The organism is Kribbella sp. CA-247076 (assembly GCF_050942445.1).
Classification (GTDB): Bacteria; Actinomycetota; Actinomycetes; order Propionibacteriales; family Kribbellaceae; genus Kribbella.
In genome coordinates this window covers 2,365,893-2,392,071 of the sequence record NZ_CP192051.1, presented here as the reverse complement: position 1 = coordinate 2,392,071, position 26,179 = coordinate 2,365,893, and the positions used below count along the sequence as shown (strand labels likewise).

Here is a 26,179-nt window from a genome sequence, read left to right as displayed (position 1 = left end):
CTAGTGGGCGCCGAAGGCGTCACGCAGGCGGCCGAAGACGCCCTTGTGGGTGGCCTGGACCTGGCCCTGCGGGCGCTCCTCGCCGCGGATGCCGGCCAGTTGCCGGAGCAGGTCGGCCTGGCTGTCGTCGAGCTTGGTCGGGGTCTCGACGATCACCTGGACGATCAGGTCGCCCCGGCCGGCGTGCCGCAGCCGCGGGACACCGCGGGCCGTCAGCGTCATCGCCGTACCGGACTGGGTGCCGGGCCGGATCTCCAGCGGAGTGGTCTCGCCCTCCAGCGTCGGCAGGTCGATCGTCGTGCCGAGCGCGGCCGCCGTCATCGGCAGCGTGACGGTGCAGTGCAGGTCGTCGCCGTTGCGGGTGAAGATGTCGTGCGGCTCGACCTCGATCTCGACGTACAGGTCGCCGGCCGGGCCGCCGCCGGGGCCGACCTCGCCCTGACCGGACAACTGGACCCGGGTGCCGGTGTCCACGCCGCCGGGAATCTTCACGGTGACGGTACGACGGGAGCGGACCCGGCCGTCGCCGGAGCACTCGACGCACGGGTTCGGGATGATCGTGCCGAAGCCGCGGCAGTTCGGGCAGGGGCGCATCGTCCGGACCTCTCCGAGGAACGACCGCTGGGTGTGGGTGACCTCGCCGCGGCCGTGGCAGATGTCGCAGGTGACCGGCTCGGAGCCGGCCGCCGCACCCGAGCCCGAACAGGTCGGGCAGAGTACGGCAGTGTCGACCTTCAGCTCGCGGGTGGTGCCGAACGCGGCCTCGGCCAGGTCGATCCGCAGCGGGATCAGCGCGTCCTGGCCGCGCCGGGTCCGCGGCCGCGGCCCGCGGGTGGCCCCGCCGGTCTGGCCGAAGAAGGCGTCCATGATGTCGGTGAACGTGAAGGCCTGCCCGAACCCGCCGGGCCCGCCGCCCGGGCCGGCGGTCGCGAACGGGTCACCGCCGAGATCGTGCAACTGCCGCTTCTGCGGGTCGCTCAGCACCTGGAACGCGCGGCCGATCTCCTGGAACTTGTGGTGCGCGTCCTCGGAGTCGTTCACGTCCGGGTGGTACTGGCGGGCCAGCTTGCGGTAGGCCTTCTTGATCTCGTCCGGTGACGCGTCACGGCTGACGCCCAGGACGGCGTAGTAGTCGGTGCTCATACTCCAAGCCAGGGGGTTGGTGTGGTGGTCGTCATGAGTCGGCCAGGATCTGGCTGACGTAGCGCGCGACGGCGCGGACGGCGCCCATCGTGCTGGGATAGTCCATATGGGTCGGGCCGACGATGCCGAGCGTGGCCAGCGCCTCCGACTTGGACCCGTACCCGGTCGCGACCACCGAGGTGGTGGCCAGCTCCTCGTACGGGTTCTCGTGCCCGATGCGGACCGTCAGGGTCTGCGGATTGGTCGCCTCACCGAGCAGCTTGAGCAGGATCACGTGCTCCTCGAGCGCCTCCAGCACCGGCTTCACGTTGCGCTCGAAGTCGTCGCCGTACCGGGTCAGGTTGGCCGCGCCGCCGACCGCGATCCGCTGCTCGCCGACCTCGTCGGTGAACGCCTCCAGCAGCGTGGTGACGATCGCCGCCACCAGCGGCCGGTCGGCCGGCGCGAACAGCTCGGTGACCGCGGCCAGCGAGGTGGTCGCCTCGGTCAGCCGCTGCCCGGCGAGCGCGGTGTTCAGCCGGGACCGCAGATCCGCGATCAGCTGCTCGTCGACGTCGTGCGGCGGCTCGACGATCCGCTGCTCGACCCGGCCGGTGCTGGTGATCAGCACCAGCAGCAGGCGGCGCGGTGTCATCGTGACCACCTCGATGTGCCGCACGCTGGACCGGTTGAGCGACGGATACTGCACGATCGCGACCTGGCGGGTGATCTGGGCGAGCAGCCGGACGGTCCGGCGGACGACGTCGTCCAGGTCGACCGCGCCGGCCAGGAAGGAAGTGATCGCCTTCTTCTCGGCCGCGGTCAGGGTCTTGACCGTGCTCAGCTTGTCGACGAACAGCCGGTAGCCGGCGTCGGTCGGGATCCGGCCGGCGCTGGTGTGCGGCTGGGTGATGTACCCCTCCTCCTCCAGCGCGGCCATGTCGTTGCGGACGGTCGCCGGCGAGACGCCGAGGTTGTGCCGGTCGACCAGGGTCTTGGAGCCGACCGGCTCGTGCGTGGCCACGTAGTCCTCGACGATGGCGCGGAGTACATCCAGCTTGCGTTCGTCCAGCACGCGCACCACCCTCTCTCGGCGACCTTGGCACTCCGATGATTCGAGTGCCAGTCTACCGAGCCGTAGTAGCCGCCAGTGCCGACTTGCGGCGTGGGGCGGGTCTCAGGCCGTGTCAGGCACGATCGGGAGACGCCCCCAACGGTACGGCGGCCGGCCGCTCGACCGTGCTCGCGACGTCCACCGGCTGGTCCTGGGCGGCCGCTTCCAGCACGGACTCCAGTACGTCGAGCACGTGGTACGCCAGTGCTCCATCGGCCCGGTGCGGCTCGCCGTTGCGGATCGCCCGGGCCATGTCCGCGACCCCGACGCCCCGGCCGGCTCCGGCGTACCCACCGGCGACGGGCAGTGGCGTCCAGTCGCGCTGCGTGGCGGTGGCGATCTCGACCGTGCCGTCGAAGCCGTTCGGGTCCGGCACAGAGAGGCTGCCCTCGGTCCCGTGCACCTCGATCCGCGGCAGCCGGGCGGCCCACACGTCGAAGGACATCAGCAGGCTGGTCAACGCGCCGGACTCGTGCTCGAGTACGCCGGTCACGTGCGTCGGCACCCCGACCGCGAAGGTCTCGCCGGCCCGCGGACCGGTGTGGATCTTCCGTTGCTGCTGTGACTGTCCGGCGCGGGCGGTGACCCGACGGACCGGACCGAGCAGGGTGACGAGACTGGTCACGTAGTACGGACCCATGTCGAGCACCGGGCCGCCGCCGGGTTGGTAGTAGAACTCCGGTGCCGGGTGCCACAGCTCGTGGCCGGGCGTGACGAAGGACGCGGTCGCCGCCGTCGGTACGCCGATGTCGCCGCGGTCGATCGCGACCCGGGCGGTCTGGGTGCCGGTGCCGAGCACGGTGTCCGGCGCGCAGCCCACGCGCAGGTTGTTCGCGGCGGCGTACTTGAGCAGGGGCTCGGCCTCGGCCCGGTCGACGGCCAGCGGCTTCTCGCCGTACACGTGCTTGCCGGCCTCCATCGCGGCCTGGTGCACGGACGCGTGCGCGGCCGGGATGGTCAGGTTGACCACGAGGTCGACGTCGTCCGCGGCGTACAGCTCGGCGGGCGGGAGCGCGCGGATGCCGGGGTTCTGATCGGCGATCGCCTGTGCGCGGGCCACGTCCAGGTCGGCGACCGCGACCACCTCGACGCCGGGCAGCTTGGCCAGGTGGTCGAGGTAGGTCCCCGAGATGACGCCGGTGCCGACTATGCCGATGCGGGTCACTGCGTCGGTCACTTGCTCGCCCACAGCAGCCCCCGCTCGATGATGGTCCGGACCTCCGGTACTTCGAGGTCGTCCAGCTTGTGGCCGACGGTGCAGACGAAGACCTTGCCGGCCCCCCACGTCCGGGTCCAGACGGCCGGCATCACGGCGCCCTCGATCCACGGGAAGTCCGGGTGCGAGCGGAAGGTCGTGGTCGCGAGCACGGTGTTCGTCGGGTCGTAGTGGACGTAGTACTGCTCGGTGTGGACGTCGAAGTGCTTGATGCCCTCGACGATCGGGTGCCCAGTCTGCTCAGGGACGATGTCGACCCGGTAGTCGGTGAAGCCGTGCGGGTGCGAGATGAACTGACCGCCGGTGACGAAGCTGTAGTCGGCGTTGTTGCGGAACGAGTCGCAGATGCCGCCGTGCCAGCCGGCGAACCCGGTGCCCTTGCGGATCGCCGCGTCCAGGCCCTTGAAGTGCTCGGGCTCGATCTCGCTCATCGTGACGCACTGCAGCACCAGGTCGACGCCGTCCAGGTCGAGGTAGCTCTCGGTCGTGTCGGAGACGGTCACCTCGAAGCCGTTCTCCCGCAGGTACGGGATGAACAGCTCGGTCGCCTCGACCGGCGAGTGCCCTTCCCAACCGCCCCGGACCACCAGTGCACGTCGTGTCGTCACGCCGTCCGCCCTTCGAAAGTTTCGATGTCGAGCTCGGAAAAGTTGCGCCCCGCCACCGTGACACTAAGCCCCGCCCGACCGGCCTTCAAGTGCGATTCCACCGGCCGGAAGACGCACTAGGGTCAGCCGTATGGGCTGGAAGTTCTGGAAGCGCGACAGCGAACGGCCGACCGACCACGTGACCCGGCCGCAGGACGTCGTACCGACGGGTGCGTTCGGGCTGACGGTCGAGGACGTGTTCTCGATCACCGGCCGGGGGACGGTCGTGACGGGGCGGGTGACCGCCGGCACGGTCGGGGTCGGCGACCAGGTGCTGATCAGCCGGGCCGGTACGCCGCTGCTGCAGACCGAGGTGACCGGGATCGAGATGTTCCGCAAGGTCGTCGACGTCGCGAACGCCGGTGAGAACGTCGGCCTCGTGCTCCGGGACGTCGACCGCGACCAGGTGGTCAGGGGCGACGTACTCAGCAAGTAGTGTCGAGGCCATGAGTGCGTGGGTGGAGATCGCGGACCGGACCTGGGTCCGCCGGTACGACGAATGGGACCTCAACGTCGGCGTCGTCGCCGGCAGCGACGGCGCCCTCGTGATCGACACCCGGGCCACCACCGAACAGGCCGAGGAGCTCGCGACCCACATCCGCGAGCTCACCGACCAACCGGTCCGCTGGGTGGTGAACACGCACGCCCACTTCGACCACGTGGTCGGCAACAGCGTGTTCGCCGAGGCCACCGTCTACCTGCACGAGAACGCCGCCGCCGAGGAGGACCTGGCCGGTACGACGTTCTCGGTCGCGAAGGTGATCGACCTGGGTGATCGCCGGGTCGAACTACTGCATCTGGGCAACGCGCACACGTCCGGCGACACGGTCGTCGTCGTACCCGATGTGGACGTGTTCTTCCTCGGCGACCTGATCGAGGAGTCCGCGCCGCCGTCGTACGGCGAGGACTCGTTCCCGCTCGAGTGGCCGGACACGATCGACCGCGTGATCGGCATGCTGTCCGAGACGTCGAAGGTGGTCCCCGGTCACGGCGCGGTCGTGGACGCCGAGTTCGTCCGCGCGCAGGCCGGCGACCTCGGCACGGTCGCGAACACGATCTCCGGGCTGCACCACGGTGGTACGTCGCTGGCGGACGCGCTGAAGCACACCGACGACTGGCCCTGGCCGCTCGAGCACCTGCAGGACGCGATCAAGCGCGGCTACGAGGCCCTCGGCACTCCCCGCCGCCCGACCCTCCCCCTGCTCGGACCCTGATGGACCCCTGCCTCGAGCCATAGGTAGTTGTCCGTTGACAGGACGTCCTGCCAGAGCGCAACTTGTTGCGAAGCAGTCGTCCTGAACCGGATGGGGTGGTGGGACCGATGGCCCTTGCTGAGCAGACCGTGCATCCCGACGGCCGAATCGAACTGACCGATCCCGACGCGGTGGCGAACAGCCCGTACGGCAACGCGGAGCTCGCCCCGACCCGGTTGCCGGAGCGCAACTGGACGACGTACAACTACGCCGCCCTGTGGATGGGGATGGCGCTGAACATCCCGAGTTACCTGCTCGCCGCGGGGCTCGTCCAGCTCGGTATGAACTGGTTGCAGGCGTTCCTGGTCATCACCGTCGGGAACCTCGTCGTCCTGGTGCCGATGCTGCTGAACAGTCACGCGGGGACGAAGTACGGGATCCCGTTCCCGGTGTTCGCCCGGGCGTTCTACGGGCTGCGCGGCGCGAACCTGCCGGCGCTGCTGCGGGCGTTCATCGCCTGCGGGTGGTTCGGGATCCAGACCTGGGTCGGCGGCCAGGCGATCTACGTGATCGTCGGCAAGCTCGCCGGGGACGGCTGGACCAACGCGTCGGCGATCGGCGGCCACGCCTGGACGTTGTGGCTGAGTTTCGCCTTCTTCTGGGTGATCCAGATGCTGCTGATCTGGCGCGGGATCGAGGCCCTGCGGTCGTTCGAGAGCTGGGCCGCGCCGCTCGTCCTGGTCGGCTTCCTCGCCCTGATGGTGTGGGTGGTGGCCGAGGCCGGCGGTCTCGGCCCGATCCTCGACCAGCCGTCGCAGCTGGGCTGGGGCGCCGACTTCTGGCGGATCGCGGCGCCGTCGCTGATGGGCATGATCGCCTTCTGGGCCACGCTGTCGCTGAACATGCCGGACTTCACCCGGTTCGGCGGGAGCCAGAAGCAGCAGGCGCTCGGGCAGGCGCTCGGCCTGCCGACGACGATGTCGCTGATCGCGATCATGTCGATCATCACCACCTCCGGCACCGTCGTCGTGTACGGCGAGGCGATCTGGGACCCCGTCGTCCTCGCCGCCCGGTTCGAGAACCCGGTCGTGGTGGTCTTCGGCCTGGTGATCGCGATCCTCGCGACGATGACCACCAACGTCGCCGCGAACGTGGTCAGTCCGTCGTACGACTTCTCGAACGCCGTCCCGAAGCTGCTGAACTACCGCACCGCCGGCCTGGTCACCGGCGTCATCGGCATCCTCATCCAGCCGTGGCGGCTGATCTCGGATCCGTCGATCTACATCTTCACCTGGCTCGGTTTCTACGGCGGCCTGCTCGCGTCCGTGGCCGGCGTACTGATCGCGGGCTACTGGCTGATCGACCGGACGAACCTGTACCTGGCCGACCTCTACCAGCCCAGTGGCCGCTACTGGTACGCCGCCGGGTGGAACTGGCGGGCCGTGGTCGCGACCGTGCTCGGCTCGCTGCTCGCGGTCGGCGGCGCCTACTCCAACCCGGGCGCCGGCCCGTTCCCGGAGGACGGCCTGATCCCGTTCCTCAAGCCGCTGTACGACTACTCGTGGGCGGTCGGGCTGGTGGCCGGGTTCCTGACCTATCTGCTGTTGACGCGGTTCGCCCCGGCTCGTGAGCGGAGCGCGGCGCCGATGTTCTAGCGATCGTCGGCGCGGCCGAGCAGATAGGCCCGTTCGACCTCGTTGTCGGTCAGGTCGGCGGCCGACCGGTACGCGGCCCGGGCCGCGGGCAGGTCACCGAGTTCCTCCAACAGGTGTGCCCGGACGGAAAGTTCGCGGTGGCGGGTGAGTGGGTTCTCCGAGAACTTGTGGGTCCGTTCGAGGTCGTCGAGGAGCGCGAGGCCGCGGGTCGGTCCGTACGCCTTGGCGACCGCCACCACCCTGCTCAGGCTGATGGGGTCGGTCGGCAACAATCGCTCCAGCCAGAGGTAGAGCGCGGCGATCTGCGGCCAGTCGGTCTCCGCCGCGGTCGTCGCCTGCGCGTGCACGGCGGCGATCGCCGCCTGCAACTGGTGCGGGCCGACGTTCCCGGCCGGCCAGACGGACTCGATCAGGGCGATGCCTTCGTCGATCAGCTCGCGGTCCCACCTCGAGCGGTCCTGTTCGTCGAGCGGGACGAGTTCGCCGCCGGATTCGGCGCGAGCCGCTCGCCGGGACTGGGTGAGCAGCATGAGCGAGAGCAGGCCGGTGACCTCGGCGTCGTCCGGCCGCAAGCGGTGCAGCATCCGGGTGAGCCGGATCGCCTCCTCGGTCAGCTCCACCCGTTCGAGCCGGTCGCCGCTGCTCGCGGTGTACCCCTCGTTGAAGACGAGGTACAGAACCGTCATCACCGCGTCGATCCGGGCCGGCAGGTCGTCGGCGCTCGGTGGCTCGAACCGGGCGCCCGACTGCTTGAGGCGCTGCTTGGCCCGGCTGATCCGCGTCCCCATGGCCGATTCGGCCGCGCCGTACGCGTGCGCGATCTCGGTGGTGGTCAGGCCGCCGACCGCGCGCAGCGTGAGGGCCACCTGGGAGGTCTGGCTCAGAGCCGGGTGGCAGCAGAGGAGAAGCAGAAGCAGGCTGTCGTCGTAGTCGACGACAGCCGGCGCCGGGCCCGCGAGTACGGCGGGATCCGCCAGGCCGGCCTCCTGCTCGCGGCGCCGGGCGGCCTGCTCGGAGCGGACCATGTCGATCATCCGGCGATAGGCGACCCGGATCAGCCAGCTCCGAGGCTCCGCCGGGATCCCCTCGTCCGGCCAGCGGCGACTGGCCACGAGGAGGGCCTCCTGGACCGCGTCCTCGGCGATGTCGAACCGGCTGAACTTGCGGACCAGCGCCCCGAGGACCTGCGGCGCCTCCTCGCGCAGCAGGTCCTCGATGGCGTGGTCCGGGTCGGTCGTTGCCATCAGCTCGTGAAGTCCTCGCCCATGATCGGCCGGATCTCGATGGGCTCGCCGAGGATCTCCACGATCCGGCTGACGATGTCGACGGCCCGGTCGTGACTGGCGCAGTCGAGCACGGCGAAGCTGGCCAGCACCTCCTTCAGCTCGGCGAACGGCCCGTCGGTCGCGACCACGCCGGCGTCGGTCTTCCGCACGGTCGTGGTCATCACCGGATGCCCGAGCCCCTCGCTGGTGACGAACTCCCCCGTCGCACGCAGCTCGGCCTCGAACTTCTGGTACGTCGCGAACGCGGCCATCGCCTCCTCGGAGGCGGAGTCGGCGGTAGCCGCGTCCCAACTGGCGGCAGGGGTGTAACCCAGCAGGATGAACTTCATCGGGCGCTCCTTCGGGGAGAGGCGCGGCGTACCGCACCACCATCGTGTGCTCCACGGACACGTTCCATGAACACAGCTACCTCGGTCGCCGCTTCGTGGTTTTGACGTGCCGTGGATGTGACGTGGATCACAGCAAGCGAATGTGGAAAACCTCGTCCTCGCTCCGAGGTGTCGGTGACTGCGGCCGCTGGGGACGCAGACCACCGAGAAGGAGCACTGTGATGACCGAGGACATTCGCGACCAGGCCGCTGACGACACCACCGCCTACGCCGCCGAGCAGCCGGAGCCCACCGCGGCGCTGCGCGCGCTCGACCGCCTGGTCGGCTCGTGGAAGGTGACCGGCGGCGCCGAGGGGACCGTCCGCTACGAGTGGATGGAAGGCGGCTACTTCCTGATGCAGCACGTCGAGCTCAGCCAGTACGGGCAGGAGACCATGGGCCTGGAGATGATCGGCAACCTGCACCCGTTCGGCGAGCCCGTCGGCGCGGACGTCGTCTCCCGGTTCTACGACACCTCCGGGAACACCTTCGACTACGCCTACGAGCTGGACGGGGACACCCTGTGGATCTGGGCCGGCGCCAAGGGCAGCCCGGCGTACTACCGCGGCACCTTCAGCGCGGACGGCCGCTCGGTCACCGGCGAATGGACCTACCCGGGCGGAGGCGGCTACGACTCGACCATGACCCGCATCTGAACCGCGTCCGGGCCGGCCCCGGCTGCGACACCAGGTGTGTGGTTGACCGGTCAGCCGCCGCCCACGACATACGGTTGGGCGGTGGCTGATCGGTATGGGAACGACGTACTCGCCGGGGACTGGCGCAAGCCCAAGAACGGGCGGACCGTCGAGGTCGAGCTCGAGAAGGGCATGGTCGTCGAGGAGCCGAGCTCGGGTTTCGTCGGCGCGGTGGTCCGCTGGGAGCACGGCGTGGTCGACCTGGAGGACCGGTTCGGCAAGATCAGGACCTACCCGCTCGGGCCCGGGTTCTGGCTGGACGGCAAACCGGTCAGCCTGAAGGCACCGAAGAAGGCCGGGCCGGCGAAGAAGACCCGGACGGCATCAGGTTCCGTGGCCGTGGACAACGTCCGGGCGAAGGTGGCCCGGGCGAGCCGGATCTACGTCGAGGGCCGGCACGACGCCGAGCTGGTCGAGCGGGTCTGGGGTGACGACCTGCGGATCGAGGGCGTCGTGGTCGAGTACCTCGAAGGGGTCGACGACCTGCCCGCGATCGTGAACCGCTTCCAGCCCGGTCCGGGTCGCCGGCTCGGCGTCCTCGTCGACCACCTGGTCGACGGCTCGAAGGAGTCCAGGATCGCCGCCCAGGTGACCGGTGCGCACGTACTGGTCGTCGGCCACCCGTTCATCGACATCTGGGAGGCGGTCAAGCCGTCCTCGGTCGGGATCAAGGCGTGGCCGGTCATCCCGCACGGGCAGGAGTGGAAGAAGGGCGTCCTGCAGGCCTTCGGCTGGCCGGCGACCGACCAGGCCGACGTGGCCGCGGCCTGGAAGCACATCCTGTCCAAGGTGAACAGCTACGCCGACCTCGAGCCGGCGCTGCTCGGCCGGGTCGAGGAGCTCATCGACTTCGTGACTCTGGACTGAACGCCGGGATCTTCGCCGCGATCCACTCCTGGATCCGGTTGCGGAACCGTCCGACATACCAGGTCACCACCCCGAGGACGAGACCGGCGGCCAGCACCAGCCCGGCGAGCAAGGCGGCGACGATCCGTACGGCGGCCACATCGACAACGCCGGCCACCACCAGCAGCACGGCACTCAGCCCGATGGCTGCCAGCGGCAACCACCGCTCGAAGATCAGCGGCCGCTTGGCCGGCGTCAGCTTCGGACTGCGCACCAGCCGCTCCCACACGGTGACCCGGGCCGGCTCGGTGAACCATCTCGCCGCTCGCAGCAGCCACGATCCCGGCTGGTTCTTCCGGCCGGCCATCGCCTTGATCCAGTTCCCCGGCTGCTCACCGAGACCGCCGGAGACCTGGACCATCCGGTCGGCCAGCCCCTTGGTCGTGGCCCGGCCCTCGGCGGACTGGTTGAGCTCGTCCCGCATGGTCGTGAGCGCGGACAGCACAGTGGCGTCGCGGAAGTCGTCGGCCAGCCGCTGCACTCGTTCGGCGACCTTCTCGACCTTCCAGTCCTCCGCCAGCAGAACTTGTCGCTGCGTCTCCCGGATCCAGTCCGGATCGGCGCCGAGCATCGCGCCGAGGTGGGCGACGCAGTGCAGCCGGCCCATCAGCCAGTCCCACTGCCGCCAGTCCGCGGCGCCGAACGCACCGAAGTGCCCGACCTGCGTGCCGTAGAGGATCCGGTCCTTCAGCGAGTTGGCCACCGACCCTTCCTGCAGGTCGTCGAGCAGCGTCAGCGGGATGTCCGGCCCGAGGCGGACGAACTGGAACGGCGCACTGCGCTGCTGCGGTGTCCGCGCCGACGTACACCGCGAGACGATCTCCACCTCGAGCGCGGTCTCGACCAGATCCCAGCCGACCGCGGCGATCACGTCGGCGAACGCGTCCCCGAGGGCGCGCTGGACCTGCAGATCCTCGAAGATGTCGCTCAGCCCGACCGCGACGGTCTCGGCTCCACCCGGCAGTCCCAGCTCCAGCTCGGCCTTGACCAGCCGTGCGGACAACGCGTCCCGCACCGCCTGGGCCTTCAGCAGGCAGTCGCTGGTCTCCTGCAGCCGCTTCTCCAACTCCTCCCGCTCGGCCGGCGGCGCGGTGCCGAGCTTCGTCCGCAACGATCGCAGCACCAGCCGGACGACGCGTTCGGCGGCTCCGGTCCCCCACGGCCAGCTCGGGTTGCCGTCCGCGTCGTTGCGCAGCGGCGCCGTCTCACCGTCGGGCTCCGGGACCCACGGGTGGTCCGTCCGCAGGATCTCGTCGATGTCCTCCTCGGACAGCGCTGTCGCGGCGTCGAGTACGGTGGTCTGCTCGTCGCTCGCGATCGTCACCGCCTCCCAGACGTCGCCGGCGGCCCGGCCGCGCGCGTACGTCGGCTGCAGCGCCTTCGCCGCCGCCCGCAGCCGAACCCGCTCACCTGGTTGCTCCATGCAACGATCGAACAGCCGCTGGGTGTCCGACCAGGACGCGTCCGCCTCCAGCAGCAGCCGCTCGAGCTGCTCGACGTCAGCCCGGAAGTCCACCTCGCGCGGGAACTGCACCGCCGACAACGCCGCCTTCCGCCAGCTCGGCGCATCGGTGCCGACCAGCTCGGTCGCCGCGTGGCCGACGCCCGCCGACGGTACGACGTACAGCACGTAACGGCTCGCCCGTCCGGCCACCGGCCGCCGCGCGACGACGTCGAGCACCGGCCCGAACGGCGCGTTGTCGAGCACACCGCCGTCGACCAGCCAGGCGCCCGGCTCGGCGGTGGTCGGCTGCATCCGCGGCGGCGAACCGGCCAGCTTCGGCGTCTCCTGGACCGGGGCGAACGCGGCCGGGAAGGACGCGGACGCGCGGGCGGCGAGCGCGAGCAGCTTGGTGTTCGACAGCTCGTTCTTCTCGCTGACCGAGAAGGTCCGCGTGCTGCCGTCGTACGTCGCGGTCCGCTCACTGGTGAACCGGAACAGGTACCGATGGTCCGGTACGACGAAGCACTGCCCGGCCGCGTCGGTCGCCTCGAACTGCTGCACGCCCAGCCCGGACGCGGTGACGAACAGCGTGACCGCCTCCTCGGCGGTCGAGTCACCGGCCTCCGCGACGCCCTTGATCAAGCTGTCGAGCTGCGTCAGGAAGTAGTCGCCGTCCAGCACCGACTTCGACTCGACGTTCGCCGACGGGACCAGCTTCCCGACCTCGAGCGACCCGAGCCCGACCCACTTCTGCCGCAGCCAGGGGCCGTGCTCGCCGTCCGGGTCGAGGGTCGAGCCGTTCGAGATCGCGGTCGCCAGCAGGGACCCGTTGAGGCCGCCGGCGCTCGTCCCGGCGATCACGTCGACCACCACTCGCCGGCGCTCGTCACCCCGCCGGCACAACTCCCGCCACCGGTCCGCGAGCACCTCGTCGTACGACTGCGACGGCGGCATCCCCTCCGGGCCGGACGCGCGCCGGATCAGGTCCAGCTCGTGCGTCACCCCGCCCATCCAGACGGCGAGGCTGACCCCACCGTTGAGCACCAGCGCGATCCGGACCTCGTGATCGGTCATGTCCCCCATCCCCCTCTTTGTCCCAGGGATACCACGGACCGTTGTCGAAGGCATCACCCCGCGTCATTCTGTAACTGGGGGTGGTCGTCATGCGCAGAACAGCTGTGGCGGTCGTGCTGCTGGCGGTCCTGGCGGCCGGCTGTCAGGACACGCCGAACGGAACGCCGTCTCCCACCTTCACGGAGACCACCGGGGAACCCTCGCCGGAGCCGACCACGCCGGAGACGACCGGCACCAGGATCGACGAGCCGTCGATCTCGACCGCGAGCGCGCCGATCGGGGGCAACGTCGAGGAGGACGGGATCGAACGCTGCGCCGAGGTCAACTGGCTGGGGAAGAGCCCGATCCCCGACGGCACCACCATCAGCCTCGGCGCGGCCGGGCTCTCCTCGTCCGGCGTCTTCGAGCTCTACCAGGGCGCCTGCCCGGGTGACGTCCGCGCCTGCGCCGACGTGCGGTGGCAGAGCGGCGACTTCAAGCCCTGCTACGTCGGCGCGCGGCAGATCGGGAACGGCACCGAGGACGTCACGCTGATCATCCCGATGGAGGCGACCTGCAAGACCCAGGACGATTGCGACAGCCTGCTGGAAGGCTTCGGCAAGAGTCAGATCCGCTTCCGGCCGGACGTCCTGGAGACCCCGACGACCGAGCCGCCGACTACTGAGCCCACGTCGGAGGGGACGCCGACCAGCGAGACGCCGTCGGATGGCTGAGGAGGAGCAGTCCCAGATCGAACGCTGGGTGAGCTTCGCGGCGAAATTCGTCACCCCGATCACCCTCGTCACCGCGCTGCTGTTCTACTTCGGCTACGTCTCGGCGCGCTCGCAGTACGAGTACTTCGGCATCGACGTCGACACCATCGGCCTGAGTACGCAGGACTACGTGATGCGCAGTCCGCAGCCGCTCCTCGTCCCGCTGCTCGTGATCACGCTGCTCGCGGTCGCCGGTCTGCTGGTGCACAACGCGATCCACCCGACTGAGGCCGGCGTCCGACGAGCCGCCCGCGCGACCGTCGTACTGCTGGTGATCGGTGTCGCCGGCCTGCTCGCGTTCCCGTTGATCGGACAGCTTGCGTACTACGCGCTCGTCGTACCCGGCGTGATCGGGCTGGCCGCGGCCACGCTGGCCTATCTGACCTACCTGCGGCGCAAGTTCCAGCCGCGGGAGGGGCAGCGATCGCTGATCCTGCTGCTCGCGGTCGTCACCGTGACGTGCGCGTTCTGGGCGACCGCGACGACGGCGCAGTACTCCGGTCGTGGTCTGGCGAAGGCGGACGCGGAGAACCTGGACAAGTTCCCGGTGGTCATCCTCGACACCAAGGAGAAGCTGGCGCTGCGGTCACCGGGGATCGAGGAGACCGCGTTGCGGGCGGGTGCCGGTCAGACGTTCAACTACCGCTACCGCGGGCTGCGGCTGCTCGTCGTCGGCGAGAACCGGCTGTTCCTCGTGCCGCAGCGGTGGACCGCGTCGAATACGACGGTCGTCATCCCGCTGGACAGCTCGATCCGCGTCCAGTTCCAGTTCCAGAACGACCCGCCGTAGGCCGGCGCACCCTAGGCGGAGTCTCTGATGATGAGTTCGGTCGGGTAGACCTCGGGGCCGGTGAGGTCGGCGCCGGCGATCTTGGCGAGCAGCAGCTCCGCCATCCGCGCGCCGAGCTTCTCGATCGGCTGCCGGACCGTGGTCAGCTTCGGCGTCGTGGTCGTCGCCATCACCGAGTCGTCGAACCCGACCACCGCGACGTCCTCCGGCACCCGCTTCCCACGCTGCGACAGCACCCGCAGCGCCGTCGTCGCCATCAGGTCGTTCGCCACGAACAGCCCGTCCAGGTCCGGGAACTCGTCGAACAACCGCAGCGCCGCCTGCTCGCCGCCGTCCGGTGTGAAGTCGCCGAAGGCAACGGCCTCGGTCATCCCGGCGGCCTTGGCCGCCTCCTGGTAACCGGTCAGCCGATCCTGCCCGGCGGTCATGTCGAGCGGCCCGGCGATCGTCCCGATCCGGCTCCGCCCGATCGACACCAGATACTCCACCGCCTTCCGCGCACCCTCGACGTTGTCCACGTCCACACTCGCCACCGGTACATCGACCCCGAGCGGCCGGGCGCTGAACACGATCGGCAGCGGCAACTGCGCCAACTCCTGCAGCACGTTGTCGCGGCCGTGGTGACTGACGATGATCGCGCCGTCGACGTGGCCGCCGCGCAGGTACCGCAGCAGGCGCTGGTCGTCGCCCTCGGCCGGCTCGATCAGCAGCACCAGTTGGGACGACGTCGGCGCGAGCGTGTGGCTGACGCCGCGCAGGATGCCGGCGAAGAACGGATCGGAGAACACCCGGCTGTCCGGCTCGGGGACGACGATCGCGACCGAGTCGGTCCGCCGCGTGACCAGCGCCCGGGCCGCCCGGTTCGGTACGTAGCCGAGCTGGCCGATCGCCCGCTCGACCGCGGCGACCGTGTCCGGCAGCACCTTGGGCGAGCCGTTCACGACCCGTGACACGGTGGCCCGGGAGACGCCCGCGAGGGCGGCGACCTGCTCCAGAGTCGGAGAACCAGAGTCCTTCATCGGTCCTCCTACGGACGAGTGAGTGACCTTCCCACCGTAGTACGTCCGTTGCTTTTTTACTCAGCCTTTCGTTCTCGTGTTGGCGGCTTTGTCGGCCAGGTCGAGGGCCTGTTTCCAGGCTGCCTCCGGGCTCTGTTTACCCTCGTCGACCCGGGCGAGTGCGGCGCTGAAGACCTGGTTGATCTCGCCCTCCCGCGGGCCCTTGTGCTGCTTGAGGATCACGTTCTTCGCGCGGTTGATGAAGATCTGCCCGACCGGCGCGTTGTTGAAGTACGCGTTCACCTGGCTCTTCACCTGCTCGTCGTCGTACGCGTCCAGCGTGGACGGGAACGAGCCGACCTTCTTGAACACCTTCACCTGCTGCTCGGGCGCGGTCAGCCAGGCGGCCAGCCGGGCCGCCTCCTCGGGCTGCGGGGACTGCTTCGGCACCGTCAGGTACGAGCCGCCCCAGTTGCCACCACCGCCGGGGAACACGTCGGCGACGTCCCACTTGCCCTTGCCGTAACTGCCCGCGTTGTCCTGGATCACGCCGAGCAACCAGCCCGGGCAGGCCATCGTCGCGAACTTGTCGGTCCGGAACGCCTTGTTCCAGTCGTCGCTCCAGGCCGGGAGCTTCGCCGACAGCCCGTCCTCGCTGCCCTGGACGATCTGCTCCCAGACCTTCTTCAGCCGCGGGTTCTCGGCGCCGAGGTAGCGGTCCTGGTTGGAGTAGTAGGCCTGGATCAACTGGTTGCGCATCGCTTCCCAGGTGAGCACCGCGGAGTCGTACCAGGCCGAGCCCGGCACCTTCTGCTTGAACTTCCGCCCGACCGCGAAGTACGACGACCAGTCCGGGAACAGCTCGGCCACCTGGGTCCGGTCGGTGGGCAGGCCGGCCTTCGCGAACAGGTCCCGGCGGTAGCAGATCGCCTCCGGCCCGATGTCGGTGCCGTACCCGATGATCTTCCCGTCCTGCGTGGTCGCGCCGGCGACCTTCCAGTCCAGCCAGCGTTCCTTCAGGTCGTCGGCGCCGTACTGACGCAGGTCGACGAACTTGTCCGCCTTGGCCAGGTAGTTGTAGATCCAGCTGACCTCCATCGCCTCGATGTCGGCCAGCCCGGTGCCGGCCGCGAGGTTGGCGTCCAGGTTCTTGATGTGCGCGTCGACGGTCGGGGCCTTGCGCGCGACGATCTTGATGTTCGGGTGCTGCGCCTCGTACTCGCGGTACAGGTCGTCGTACCCGAACTCGTTGAAGGTGGCGATGGTCAGCTCGATCTTCGGCCCGTCGGCTTCGTTGCCGGAGGCATCGGAATCCTCCGGGCCGCCGCCACAGGCGGACGCGAGCAGGACCGCGCCACAGGCAAGGAGGAGCGCAATGGGGCGTTTGCCGGCACTCGGCCGCATCTGAAGCTCCCTGGACTGGACGGAGTTAGGAGAGCGCTCTCGGATCGCGAAAGTGTGCTGAGTTTCAGTCGTTTCATCCGGATATGTCAAGCGTCACACTGTCACGCTGAGATACCCCCGAGTTCACGTCCGGACATACCCGAGCGTGTCGTCACGCAGAGAACCGCCCCGATCACCCGCCGCTGACCACACGCCGTAACCACGCCCGGTTGACTAGGGTCCGGCAGGTCCGGTGCCGGCCGGGTCAGCCGTCCGGCCGGGTGGAGCGTCGGCCCGGTCAGGCGTCGGCCGGGTCAGGCTTCGGCTCGTTTAGGCGCCGGCCCGGTCAGGCGTGGGTGAAGGTGGCTGTGTGGGTGGCGCCGCGGGAGCCGCCGACGGTGATGTCGAGGATCAGCTGCTTGCCGGTCGCGACGACGGTGACGGTCTCGTCGGCTGTCGACAATCGGCGGACGTGCTTGTCGACAATCAGACGAAGGGTCTGGACCGTCCGGGTCGGATCGGACACGGCCACGGTCATCGTGCGACCTTCGGACCCAACGACGACGGACGCCGGGCCGGAGACGGTGATCCCGCCGGCCGAGCCGGCGGTCCAGAAGTTGGCCAGCGTCAACCGATCGCGACCAGAGCGGACCGCCTGCACCTCGGCCGTGTTCGCCACCACCGTCACCCCCGGATCCGCCGCCCGCGCGGCCGTCCGCCACCTGCTTGCCCCAGGCAACAAGATGTAGGCGTAGTCACCCGAGTCCGTCCCGTGTTCCACCACCAGCGACACGTACCGCCGGGTGTACGGCGTCGTCGACCCGGCCGTGTCGTTGCCGGTGTTGATCTCTCGCCACGTCCCGGTCCGGTCCTCCCGGCGAGCGCGAACCCGCCCGCCGTCCGGGAACACGTATCCCCCGACGCCGTCCAGATGCGCCCACCGCGGATCGTCGTACGTCGCATCGCCCGGCTGCGTGACCCCGTCGACCACGAGCGCCGCCGTACCGTCGGCGTGCAGGTTGCGGTTCTCGACCACGGTCTCGACCGGATAGCCGTCCGTGCCGACAATCCCGGCGCCCAGTGCGACGACCGAGTCCGCCAGGCAGAACCACGACTTCCTCGCCTGCAGCGTCTTGTCGTGGTTGATCAGATGCATGCCGACGGCACCGGCCTCACCGCGGTACGACGCCCCGCCGACCCACTCGGCGTACGCGGCGATCGTCCCGGTCCCGCCACCGGTCCCGTGCGGTTGCCGAGGTTTCGTGCTGACCGTCGTACCGGGCAGGCGCTGGGCGTCGACGGTCGGCCAATACGCGTCGTAGAACTGGGCGTGGTCGTCGTTGTAGAGGTACGTCATGCCGTCGCCGACGTACCAGCCACGAAGGTTCTCGCCGTTGCCCCACTCGTACCGCGCCATGCGGTTGGACGACATCGCGATCGCGAACGTCCAGCCGGGCCGACGGTGGACGACGCGGTCCTGGTTGTGGAACTGAAAGTGCGCAGGCATGGCCGGCGCCGGGCGTACGGCGGGATCGTCGAGGACCGCCTTCGCGCGGGAGATCTCCGGGATCGAGGCACCGCTCAGGTAGTCGTCGAGGCGGTCCCGGGTGATCCAGCCCTTGGCGAGTGCGCGGTAGCGGCTCGCGTACGGCTCCGCGACCCCGCCGGCGAGCAACAGCACGCTCGAGGTGGTGGCGTGACCGTTGCGGTGGTCGCCGGCCCGTTCGCGCGAGATGGCGCGGCCGGAGACGCAGTCCATCATCAGATTGTCGACAATGAACGGCGCGAAGCTGGCCTCGACCGCATCGAGGATGACCGCGCGGTTCGGGTCGGTGATCTGCCAGGTCGAGTCGCCGAGCAGGGAGAACAGGTTCGCCACGCCGCCGAGCGCGACGTTGCCGTACGTGCCGACGTACGCGAGGTTGCCGTGCTGGACGAACGAGCCGTCGCGGTAGAAGCCGTCGCCGCTGGTCACGTAGGTGAACACGCTGTTCTTCCCCGCCTCGGCGACATCGCTCAAGGCGTCGCGGCCCGCCGCGACCTTGTCGGCGGACTTGCCGACGATGCCGCGGAGGGCGACGATCAGCGCCTTGTCGACCCGGTTCGCGCCGGTCTCGCGCAGGTTCGGCGAGTTGGTCCGCCGGTTGGGGTCGGGGACGAAACGGTCGACGGCCCGCAGGTACGCGGTGAGTTGGTCGGCGGTGAGCGCGTCGTACGCGAGGATGCAGGTGTCGAGCAGTGCCCGCGGTGCGCCGATCTCCCAGAACCACCAGTTGCCGGTCTCCGGCAGCGTCTCGTTGTAGGCCCGCTGGTTGAGGAAGTCGAGTGCTGCGGCGATATGGTCGGCCGGGTCGGTGGTGAGCGTGGTGCCGGGTGTCGCCCGGGCGAGCGCGATGGTCTTCAGCCTGGTGTAGCTGATCGAGAAGTTGCCCGAGGTCGGGCTCAGCGGGAGGTCCGGCCAGAGCGCCACCCGGTCCGCGTCGACGATCAGATTGTCGACAAGCTCTTGTGCCTGCGCGGTGAGCTTTGCCAACGCGTCGGCGTACGCCGGATCCGCCGGGTCGAACGTGCCGCCGGTGTTCAGGGCAGCCCAGCGCTCCCGCAGTACGTCGAACTCGTCTGCCGCCGCTGCCGGTCGCGCGGTGGGTAGTCCGGTCGCGGCCAGCGCGCCGGCGGCCAGGCCGGCCTGGATCAACACACGTCGACTGACGAAGGACGGCATCGCAACTCCTCGGGGCGGTAGGCAGCAAGCGCTTACCACACACCCTTCAACATGCACACAACAGTCGTCAACAGCCCACAACGATCACTTCTGATCACTTCATGTCCTAACGTGAACAGCAAAAAGGCGACACCTCGCGGCGGTCTAAGCCCGCGGCAGTGGGCGGGAGTGCGGGACCGCGGCAATGGGCGGGGACGCGGGAGCGCGGCGGTCGGCGGGAACGGGACCGCGGCAGTGAGCGGGCGCCCGGGACCGCGGCAGTAGGCGGGGCGTTGGACCGGAGCGGTGCGCGGAGGCGCGGGGCCCGTGGCGGTGGGCGGGGGCGTTGGACCGGAGCGGTGGGCGCGGCGTTGGACCAGAACGGTGGGCGGGGGGCGGGGCACGAGATCACGGCAGCGGGCGGGGCACGGGACCGCGACAGTCGGCGGCGCGCGGGGGCGCGGGGCCCGTGGCGGTGATCGAGGGCTTTGGACCGGAGCGGTGGGCGGGGGCGCGGGCCGGGGGGCGGGGCGCGGGGAACCGCCGCAGCGGGCGGGGCACGGGACCACGGCAGCGGGCGGGGCGCGGCAGTCGGCGGGGCGCGGGAGCGCGGTGGTGGTGTGAGTGGCGCGGGGTGCTGGGGCGGTCAGGGTAGGAGGGTGTGGACTACTGCGTCGGCGAGGAGGCGGCCGCGGTTGGTGAGGGTTAGGCGGTTGTTCATGAGGGTGGCCAGGCCGTCGGCGACTACTTGGTCGGCGGCTGCTCGGCCGGGGGTGTCCAGGACGTCGAGGGGCAGGCCGGCGGACAGGCGGATCTCGAGGAGGACGCGTTCGATGCGGCGGGTTGCGGGATCCAGGGTTTCGCGGGCGTGGGCCGGGCTGTCGCCGGCGTTGAGGCGTTCGGCGTACGCGCTGGGGTGCTTGACGTTCCACCAGCGGATGCCACCGACGTGACTGTGGGCGCCCGGGCCGACGCCCCACCAGGTGTCGCCGCGCCAGTAGAGCTCGTTGTGCCGACAGCGCGCGGCGTCGGTGCGGGCCCAGTTGGAGACCTCGTACCAGTGCAGGCCGTGCGCGGTCAGCAGCTCGTCGGCCAGCACGTACTTGTCCGCGAGGTCGTCGTCATCCGGCATCGGCAGCTCGCCGCGCCGGATCCGCCGGGCCAACTGCGTGCCGTCCTCGACGATCAACGCGTACGCGCTCACGTGATCCGGCTCGGCCGACAACGCCGACTCCAGCGACGCCCGCCAGTCTTCGAGCGACTCCCCCGGAGTCCCGTAGATCAGGTCCAGATTCACGTGTTCGAAGCCGGCCGCCGTCGCCTCCTTGACCGCCTGCAACGCCCGCCCCGGCGTGTGATGCCGATCGAGGATCCGCAGTACGTGCGTCGAAGCGCTCTGCATCCCGAAGCTCACCCGCGTGAACCCGGCCTCCAGCAATCCCTCGAGGTACGCCTGATCCACCGACTCCGGATTCGCCTCGGTCGTCACCTCGGCGCCCGGCGCCAGCCCGAACTCATCGCGTACGGCGGCCAGCATCCGCCCGAGATCCGCGGCCGGCAGCAAGGTCGGCGTACCGCCCCCGAAGAACACCGTCTCCACGGGCCGATCGAGCTCGCCAAGCACCCGCCGCGCCAGCCGGACCTCGTGCACCGCGGTCTCGGCGTACGACGCCTGCGACCCACCGCCGCCGAGCTCCTTCGCGGTGTAGGTGTTGAAGTCGCAGTACCCGCACCGCGACGCGCAGAACGGCACGTGCAGGTAAAACCCCAACGGCCGCGCACCCGCCTCGCGCAGAGCAGACTCCGGCAGCACCCCATCCCGAGGCGCAACCTCCCCCTCGGGCAGTGTCGACGGCACCCCTCCATCGTACGGACCCGCCCACCACGCCCACTCTGTGCACCCACCATCCACCGCCTGCGCTCCCAGGTGAATGGTGGAAGCACAAAGTGGCTCTTGCGCGCTGAGGCCGGGAGTAGCCTGGCCCTCGGTTGTTCGAGAGGTGAAGGTGATGCCCGTACGACGGACCGTCAAGGTGCTCCTGCTGGACCAGTCCGACCGGCTGTTGCTGCTCCGGGGTGACGAGTACGCCGACGGCCATCCGATCTGGTTCCCGGTCGGAGGCGGACTCGAGCCCGGCGAGGACGCCGTGACCGCGGCGCTCCGCGAGATCGAGGAGGAGACCGGATCCCGCGACGTCACGATCGGCCCGGAGGTCTGGCACCGACAGCAGCTGTACTCGTGGCGAGGCACCCGGACCGACGTCCACGAACGCTGGTTCGTCGCACGCACCGACCGCTTCACACCGTCGACGCAGGCGCTGACCGACGAGGAGCAGACCTACATCACGGGCTTCCGGTGGTGGACGGCCGACGAGCTGATCGCGACCACGGCCGAGGTCTTTCCACCCGACCTCGGCACCCGCTTCCGAGCCCTACTCCGCGACGGCGCTCCGCAAACCCCCATCGACATCAGCCAGCGCTGAGAGCATCGAGCACCGCTGCTGCGAACAGCCAAACCCCCTGCCCCGTCATCGCTCCTGCGGAACCTACGAGGTGGCGCCCGTGTAGCGGCGTAGGCCGGCCCGCCAACTGGTCGCGGCCAGGAGCGCCAGGACAGCCGCGGCCAGTACGGCGCCCAGGAGGACGGGCCAGTGGACGCCGCGAAGAAGAGTTGCGGAGGGCACCGAGGCGATCAGAGCCATCGGGAACACGTAGGTGAGCACCACGCGCAGCGGGCGGGTGAAGATGTCGGTCGGGTAGCGGCCGAGTTGCCAGGCCGAGTGGTAGAAGACGTCGAGCTGCAGCTTCGGCGCCCAGAAGGCCAGGCAGGCAAGGAGAACACTGAGCGCCCACGTGACCACGAGCGCGGCCGCGAGCAGCAACAGCCACCCTAGGACCCCGGCCAGGTTGGGACGTACGTCGGCGACCGCGATCCCCCACCCGATGACGCCGAGTCCCGGGACCAACTGGATCAGGGTCAGCGGCGTGGACAGCGACAGACTCGCCAGGAACAAACTCGATGCCGGCTGCAACAGATAGCTGTCGAGCTTGCCGTTGCGGATGCCGTTGTCCGGGAACCACGACAGGTTCGGGTCGATGAAGGTACTGCGCAAGCCGGTGATCAGCTGATACGTGCCGATCAGGACGAGCGTCTCCGCCTTCGACCACCCAGCGAGCGTGTCGGCCTGCGTGAACACGATCAGCACCGGCGCGACCGCCGTACCAAGGCCGACGAAAGCCAGCAGGACGTCGAAGACGAGGTTGATCCGGAACGCCATGCTGCGCCGCAGCGACATCGAGAAGCTCGCACCGAGCAGGGTCAACAGCTTCACGAGCCCACCGCCGTGTACCGCCGTACGCCTGCCCGCCAGAGCAGCCGGACCGCCGCGAGCAGGACCACCAACCAGAACAGCTGCAACGCGAGCGCCGACCACACGGATCCGCCGTACGTCGCGAGCTCGGCCGGGAGACCGCTCATCGCGTAGAACGGCGACAGTTCGGCCACCTGACGCCAGAGATCCGGCAGGAATCCGACCGGGGCCGCCGTACCGCCGAAGAGGAAGATCAGCGAGTGCCCGAAGCCGACGATCGCGTGCACGCGTTGGGTCCAGAACGCGGTCATCGACAATAGGAATGTCAACAAAAAGACGAGAGCCGCGGCGAGGACGACGAACGGCAGGCTGAGCACTACCGATCGCCAGGCGAAGCCGGTGCCGAGCGACAGTCCGGTGAGCAGTACGACGGGCGCGCCGAGGAGCGTCAGCCACGCGCGGATCGCGAGGTTCGCGCCGAGGACGCCGATCACGACCGGCTGTGGGCGGAGCAGTTCGTGGCTGATGGTGCCGTCGTAGATCCGCTCGGAGAAGGTGTGCTGCTCGAACGACTCGGTCATCAGCGTGACCAGGATGATCGCGACGTAATACCGCGCGATCGTCGGATCGCCGGGGTAGACGGCCGACCAGACGAAGAGCCCGATGAGCGGACCGATCACGGCCTGCACGACCAGCGTCGCCAGGAACCACCACGCCCCCGACCACTCCAGCACCTCCTGCCGGAGCCTGAACCCCAGCAACACGAAGGTCCTCATCGGAGACCCTCCCGGTAGGCGCGGTCGATGACCTTCTCCAGCGGGGGTTCCTCGATCGCGAGATCCACGACGTCGAGCGACTGCAGCAGCCGGGAGGTCGTCTGCGCGATCTCGTCCCGTGGCACCCGGAGTACCCACATCCCCTCCGACGCCTCCACCACCTCACCGAATGCCGGCTCCGGTCCACCCCGCGCGGTGATCCGGATCAGCTTGTACGGCGATAGTCGTGCGGACAGTTCGGCGAGCGGCCCGTCGTACTCGACCCGACCTTGGTCGATCAGGATGAGCCGCGGGCACAACGACGCGACGTCGGCCATGTAGTGACTGGTCAGCAGCACGGTCGCCCCGGTCTGGTTGACGTAGTCCGCAACGAACTCACGGATCTGACCGGCCGCGGTCACGTCCAGCCCGATGGTCGGCTCGTCGAGGAACAGCACCTCGGGCCGGTAGCTCAGCGCCAACGCGAGGCCGACCCGCATCCGCTCCCCCAGGCTCAGCGCGCGCAACTGCCGGTCCAGCAGAGGCGTCAGCCGGAGCAGCTCCTCGAGGACCTTGAGCGTGTCCACGAAGTCCGCCCGCGGTACGTCGTACAGCAGCCGCTGGTACTCGAGCGAGTCCATCACGGTCAGCTCCTGCGAACCACCGACCGGCTGACTCCCGCGGACGAACGCGATCCGTTTGAGGAACGCCGTACGACGCTGCCACGGTACGGATCCGAGCACGCGGACGTCACCACCGGTCGGGTGCAGGATGCCGGACAAGATCTTCATCGTGGTCGTCTTGCCGGCGCCGTTCGGCCCGATGAACCCGACGACCTCGCCCGGCGCGATCGCGAACGAGACGTCGTCGAGCGCCTGCACCTCGCGGTACTCGCGGCGTACCAGCGAACCGAACGCCGCGCGAAGCCCCGACTTCCGGACCGGTGCGCGGAACGACATGGACAGGCCGGCCACCTCGATCGCAGTCATGAGCACGACCGTAGGAGGAAAAGACGCCAGCTGATGGCTTGTTTTCCTGGCAGACTCGAACCGTGCGCGCCGAACGACTCCTCCGGCTCCTGCTGCGGCTTCAGACCCGCGGCCAGTCGACGGTGAACGAGCTCGCGCAGTATCTCGAGGTCTCGCCGCGGACGGTCCAGCGCGACCTCGACGCGCTCAGCCTCGCCGGCGTACCGGTGTACTCCGTCCGCGGCCGCGGCGGCGGGTGGTCGTTGCTGCCCGACTACCGGACCCGGCTCACCGGTCTGGCGCCGGCCGAGGTGATGTCGGTGTTCGTCGGTGCGACCGCGCACGTGCTCGCGGACCTCGGCATGGACGCGTCGAGCGATCTGGCGATGTCGAAGCTGATCGCGGCGTTGCCGGAGAGCGCCCGGCGCGATGCCGAGTACGCGCGGCAGCGGCTGTTGATCGACCACGCGGGCTGGGACGACCGGCGGGAGGCGCCGCGGTGGCTGGATCTCTGCCGGCAGGCGATCTGGGCGGAACGGCGGATCGCGATCACCTACCGGGATCCGGCCGACCCGTTCGAGGTCGAGCCGCTCGGGCTGGTCGCCAAGAGCCGGACGTGGTACCTGATCGCCCGCCGGCCCGACGACGACGTCCGCACGTACCGCTTGAGCCGGGTGACGTCGGCGGCGTTGACCGACGAGTCGTTCACGCGACCGGCCGGGTTCGACCTGTCCGCTTACTGGGCCGAGGCACAGAAGCACTTCCTGGCCACGCGGCCGTCGTACCCGATCACCTTGCGCGTGCGGGATCGCGCCGTACGGCGCTTCCACCCGACGGCTCCGCCGCTGCCTGACGCGGACGGCTGGTTCATCGTCCACACCGACCTGGAGAACATCAACGAAGCCCGAGCCGCCGTCCTGGCCCAAGCCGGCGACGCCCAAGTCCTCGCCCCCACAGAACTAGCCACCCTCGTCCACCAAGCAGCCCACCAAATCCTCAACCCCAGCTGAAACGACTAATCGAGGTGCGTGGGCTCACCTTGCGTTCCTACGATCAGTGGATGCGGTACTACGAGGTCGAACCCGCAGCCGTCTACCGGCAAGTGGCTCGTGACCACATGACCCAGTGGAGCGATGCCTTCGAGCCCGGTCGGCCCGGCGGCTTCGACGACTTTCCCAACCGGGCGTTCCTCGAGCGCGTGCTTCCGGAACTGCGCGGGATCACCGACGTCCTCGAGTACGGCTGCGGAACCGGCCCGGCAGCGTGTTTCCTCGCCTCACGGGGCCTTCGGGTCGACGCGGTGGATCTCGACCCGCAGGCGATCGGCCTGGCTCGCCAGTTCGCCGAGGAACGTGGGCTCCGAGTCAACTTCGGCGTACAGGACGTGTGCCGGTGGCCGGCCGCCGACCAGCGCTACGACCTCGTCGTCGACAGCTACTGCTTGCAAAACATCGTCCTCGACGAGGACCGGGCAGCGGTCTTCCGCGGCGTACGCGATCGACTGGCACCGGCCGGGCGCTACCTGATCTCCACCGCGCTGTACACGCCGGACCGGGTGTACGACGAGGAGCTGCAGTACGACTCCGCGACCGGCATCTGCTACCGGGACGGACTGCCGTACCGCCGCCACCTCACGGCCGCCGCTCTGCGTGCGGAGCTGACGAAAGCAGGATTCACGGTGTTGTTGCTGACCGGCGGGGACGTCGTCGCTCGTGCAGCTCGTTGAGTGCCGTCTGCGGCCGGGACTCGGGCGAGATCAGCGCCTGACCTGATCAGCAGACCGCTCCGTGGAGATACTGGT

General features: G+C 69.6%; 24 protein-coding genes. 10 read left to right on the top strand and 14 right to left on the bottom strand.

Annotated elements, in window-relative coordinates; all coding sequences use genetic code 11:
- The 4 genes from dnaJ to ACQPYZ_RS11535 form a co-directional block, all read right to left on the bottom strand.
- Complete coding sequence (gene dnaJ / locus ACQPYZ_RS11550) at positions 1-1,143, bottom strand: molecular chaperone DnaJ (protein ID WP_433167466.1); 1,143 nt, start codon at positions 1,141-1,143, stop codon at positions 1-3.
- 31 nt (positions 1,144-1,174) lie between these two features.
- Positions 1,175-2,197, bottom strand: coding sequence for a heat-inducible transcriptional repressor HrcA (gene hrcA / locus ACQPYZ_RS11545; RefSeq protein ID WP_433167465.1), 1,023 nt, complete (start codon positions 2,195-2,197; stop codon positions 1,175-1,177).
- A 112-nt stretch (positions 2,198-2,309) separates the two neighbouring features.
- Positions 2,310-3,413 carry a Gfo/Idh/MocA family protein gene (locus ACQPYZ_RS11540; RefSeq protein ID WP_433167464.1) on the bottom strand — a complete coding sequence of 368 codons (1,104 nt, stop codon included), beginning with the start codon at positions 3,411-3,413 and terminating at the stop codon, positions 2,310-2,312.
- A complete protein-coding gene (locus ACQPYZ_RS11535) occupies positions 3,410-4,060 on the bottom strand; it encodes a ThuA domain-containing protein (protein ID WP_433167463.1) in 651 nt (216 codons plus the stop codon). The genes ACQPYZ_RS11540 and ACQPYZ_RS11535 overlap by 4 nt, the downstream gene beginning before the upstream one ends.
- 130 nt (positions 4,061-4,190) lie before the next feature.
- On the opposite strand from ACQPYZ_RS11535, the gene ACQPYZ_RS11530 reads away from it, so the two are divergent.
- The 3 genes from ACQPYZ_RS11530 (at position 4,191) to ACQPYZ_RS11520 (ending at position 6,947) form a co-directional block, all read left to right on the top strand.
- Positions 4,191-4,535: an EF-Tu/IF-2/RF-3 family GTPase gene (locus ACQPYZ_RS11530; protein ID WP_433167462.1), complete on the top strand. Its 345-nt coding sequence runs from the start codon at positions 4,191-4,193 to the stop codon at positions 4,533-4,535.
- 10 nt (positions 4,536-4,545) lie between these two features.
- Positions 4,546-5,313 carry an MBL fold metallo-hydrolase gene (locus ACQPYZ_RS11525; protein WP_433167461.1) on the top strand — a complete coding sequence of 256 codons (768 nt, stop codon included), beginning with the start codon at positions 4,546-4,548 and terminating at the stop codon, positions 5,311-5,313.
- A gap of 107 nt (positions 5,314-5,420) precedes the next feature.
- Positions 5,421-6,947, top strand: a complete 1,527-nt coding sequence (locus tag ACQPYZ_RS11520) for an NCS1 family nucleobase:cation symporter-1 (protein WP_433167460.1) — start codon at positions 5,421-5,423, stop codon at positions 6,945-6,947.
- On the opposite strand, the gene ACQPYZ_RS11515 is transcribed toward ACQPYZ_RS11520, so the two are convergent.
- Both ACQPYZ_RS11515 and ACQPYZ_RS11510 read right to left on the bottom strand, forming a co-directional pair.
- Positions 6,944-8,191, bottom strand: a complete 1,248-nt coding sequence (locus ACQPYZ_RS11515; protein ID WP_433167459.1) for an RNA polymerase sigma factor — start codon at positions 8,189-8,191, stop codon at positions 6,944-6,946. The two genes, ACQPYZ_RS11520 and ACQPYZ_RS11515, sit on opposite strands and share 4 nt — an antisense overlap.
- A complete protein-coding gene (locus ACQPYZ_RS11510) occupies positions 8,191-8,562 on the bottom strand; it encodes a YciI family protein (RefSeq protein ID WP_433167458.1) in 372 nt (123 codons plus the stop codon). The genes ACQPYZ_RS11515 and ACQPYZ_RS11510 overlap by 1 nt, the downstream gene beginning before the upstream one ends.
- Before the next feature lie 221 nt (positions 8,563-8,783).
- Between ACQPYZ_RS11510 and ACQPYZ_RS11505 the strand changes: the two genes are divergently transcribed.
- Together ACQPYZ_RS11505 and ACQPYZ_RS11500 are read left to right on the top strand one after the other, a co-directional pair.
- Complete coding sequence (locus ACQPYZ_RS11505) at positions 8,784-9,257, top strand: hypothetical protein (protein ID WP_433167457.1); 474 nt, start codon at positions 8,784-8,786, stop codon at positions 9,255-9,257.
- 81 nt (positions 9,258-9,338) lie between these two features.
- A complete protein-coding gene (locus ACQPYZ_RS11500) occupies positions 9,339-10,163 on the top strand; it encodes a DUF3097 domain-containing protein (RefSeq protein WP_433167456.1) in 825 nt (274 codons plus the stop codon).
- Here ACQPYZ_RS11500 and ACQPYZ_RS11495 read toward each other — a convergent pair.
- Complete coding sequence (locus ACQPYZ_RS11495; RefSeq protein WP_433167455.1) at positions 10,138-12,720, bottom strand: DUF3376 domain-containing protein; 2,583 nt, start codon at positions 12,718-12,720, stop codon at positions 10,138-10,140. The two genes, ACQPYZ_RS11500 and ACQPYZ_RS11495, sit on opposite strands and share 26 nt — an antisense overlap.
- Before the next feature lie 89 nt (positions 12,721-12,809).
- On the opposite strand from ACQPYZ_RS11495, the gene ACQPYZ_RS11490 reads away from it, so the two are divergent.
- Complete coding sequence (locus ACQPYZ_RS11490; protein ID WP_433167454.1) at positions 12,810-13,433, top strand: hypothetical protein; 624 nt, start codon at positions 12,810-12,812, stop codon at positions 13,431-13,433.
- Positions 13,426-14,262, top strand: a complete 837-nt coding sequence (locus ACQPYZ_RS11485; protein WP_433167453.1) for a hypothetical protein — start codon at positions 13,426-13,428, stop codon at positions 14,260-14,262. The genes ACQPYZ_RS11490 and ACQPYZ_RS11485 overlap by 8 nt, the downstream gene beginning before the upstream one ends.
- A gap of 11 nt (positions 14,263-14,273) precedes the next feature.
- On the opposite strand, the gene ACQPYZ_RS11480 is transcribed toward ACQPYZ_RS11485, so the two are convergent.
- The 4 genes from ACQPYZ_RS11480 to hemW form a co-directional block, all read right to left on the bottom strand.
- Positions 14,274-15,281, bottom strand: coding sequence for a LacI family DNA-binding transcriptional regulator (locus ACQPYZ_RS11480; RefSeq protein ID WP_433167451.1), 1,008 nt, complete (start codon positions 15,279-15,281; stop codon positions 14,274-14,276).
- Positions 15,282-15,341: 60 nt separating this feature from the next.
- On the bottom strand, positions 15,342-16,664 hold the full coding sequence (locus ACQPYZ_RS11475) for an ABC transporter substrate-binding protein (protein ID WP_433167450.1): 1,323 nt from the start codon (positions 16,662-16,664) through the stop codon (positions 15,342-15,344).
- Between the two features lie 325 nt (positions 16,665-16,989).
- Positions 16,990-19,365 carry a polysaccharide lyase 8 family protein gene (locus ACQPYZ_RS11470; protein WP_433167449.1) on the bottom strand — a complete coding sequence of 792 codons (2,376 nt, stop codon included), beginning with the start codon at positions 19,363-19,365 and terminating at the stop codon, positions 16,990-16,992.
- 625 nt (positions 19,366-19,990) lie between these two features.
- Positions 19,991-21,202: a radical SAM family heme chaperone HemW gene (gene hemW, locus ACQPYZ_RS11465; protein WP_433167448.1), complete on the bottom strand. Its 1,212-nt coding sequence runs from the start codon at positions 21,200-21,202 to the stop codon at positions 19,991-19,993.
- Between the two features lie 151 nt (positions 21,203-21,353).
- On the opposite strand from hemW, the gene ACQPYZ_RS11460 reads away from it, so the two are divergent.
- Entirely contained in the window at positions 21,354-21,827 is a 474-nt protein-coding gene (locus tag ACQPYZ_RS11460; RefSeq protein ID WP_433167447.1) for an NUDIX hydrolase, read from the top strand.
- Between the two features lie 63 nt (positions 21,828-21,890).
- Here ACQPYZ_RS11460 and ACQPYZ_RS11455 read toward each other — a convergent pair whose 3' ends face one another.
- Genes ACQPYZ_RS11455 through ACQPYZ_RS11445 form a run of 3 tightly spaced genes read right to left on the bottom strand, consistent with a single transcriptional unit; the run spans position 21,891 to position 24,399 of the window.
- The gene (locus tag ACQPYZ_RS11455) at positions 21,891-22,676 is read right to left on the bottom strand and encodes an ABC transporter permease (RefSeq protein WP_433167446.1); all 786 of its coding nucleotides are present in this window, start codon (positions 22,674-22,676) and stop codon (positions 21,891-21,893) included.
- Positions 22,673-23,431: an ABC transporter permease gene (locus ACQPYZ_RS11450; protein WP_433167445.1), complete on the bottom strand. Its 759-nt coding sequence runs from the start codon at positions 23,429-23,431 to the stop codon at positions 22,673-22,675. The genes ACQPYZ_RS11455 and ACQPYZ_RS11450 overlap by 4 nt, the downstream gene beginning before the upstream one ends.
- Positions 23,428-24,399 (bottom strand): ABC transporter ATP-binding protein, encoded by a 972-nt coding sequence (locus ACQPYZ_RS11445; RefSeq protein ID WP_433167444.1) that lies wholly within the window; start codon positions 24,397-24,399, stop codon positions 23,428-23,430. Before ACQPYZ_RS11445 ends, ACQPYZ_RS11450 begins: the two co-directional genes overlap by 4 nt.
- A gap of 62 nt (positions 24,400-24,461) precedes the next feature.
- On the opposite strand from ACQPYZ_RS11445, the gene ACQPYZ_RS11440 reads away from it, so the two are divergent.
- Together ACQPYZ_RS11440 and ACQPYZ_RS11435 are read left to right on the top strand one after the other, a co-directional pair.
- On the top strand, positions 24,462-25,388 hold the full coding sequence (locus ACQPYZ_RS11440) for a helix-turn-helix transcriptional regulator (RefSeq protein WP_433167443.1): 927 nt from the start codon (positions 24,462-24,464) through the stop codon (positions 25,386-25,388).
- 50 nt (positions 25,389-25,438) lie between these two features.
- Entirely contained in the window at positions 25,439-26,104 is a 666-nt protein-coding gene (locus tag ACQPYZ_RS11435) for a class I SAM-dependent methyltransferase (protein WP_433167441.1), read from the top strand.
- Positions 26,105-26,179 lie beyond the last annotated feature (75 nt).